The organism is Bradyrhizobium sp. P2_E8 (assembly GCF_056403875.1).
Genome location: NZ_JBFUES010001829.1, coordinates 1 through 646 on the forward strand (window position 1 = coordinate 1; position 646 = coordinate 646).

General features: G+C 72.1%; 1 protein-coding gene. It reads left to right on the forward strand.

What is annotated here, in order from left to right:
• Nucleotides 1-55 precede the first annotated feature (55 nt).
• Nucleotides 56-646, forward strand: a 591-nt coding sequence (locus AC1D00_RS44150; RefSeq protein ID WP_477015081.1) for a 5-oxoprolinase subunit C family protein, incomplete at its 3' end; no start/stop codon positions are given.

Sequence of the window (646 nt, forward strand, 5' to 3'; positions counted from 1 at the left end):
AAGAACAGGACCGCGCCGCCGAGGCCGGCGAGATCATCGCCGAGCAGGTGGTCGCATGAGCCGGCTCGTCGTCGCCAGCATCGGGCCTGCGAGCTCCGTCCAGGATGGCGGGCGGCTCGGCGCGCAGCGCTACGGCTTGACCGTGAGCGGGGCGATGGACCGGCTGGCACTCGCGGCAGCGAACACGCTTGTCGGCAACGAGCCGCTCGCGGCCGCCGTCGAGATCGGCCCGTTCGGCGCCACCTTCACCGCCCGTGACGGCGCCGTGCGCGTGGCGATATCAGGCGCGCCGCGCAATGCCGACGTCGCGGGGCGACCGGTCGCGATGGACACATCGGTGACGCTGAAGGACGGCGAGACGCTGACGCTGGGCTTTGCCCGCGGCGGCGCCTTCACCTATCTCGCGATCGAAGGCGGGATCAAGGGCGAGCCGGTGTTCGGCAGCCTCGCAGTCAATGCCCGCGCCGGCCTCGGCAGCCCCTACCCGCGCCCGCTCCAGGCCGGCGATGAGTTCAGCGTCGATGCCGCAACCGGTGCGCCGGAGCTGCGCCTCGAGCTGCCGAATCCCGCGAGCGGCCCGATCCGCGTCGTGCTGGGCCCGCAGGACGACGAATTCGACGACGCCAACAAGGCGCTGTTCCTGGAC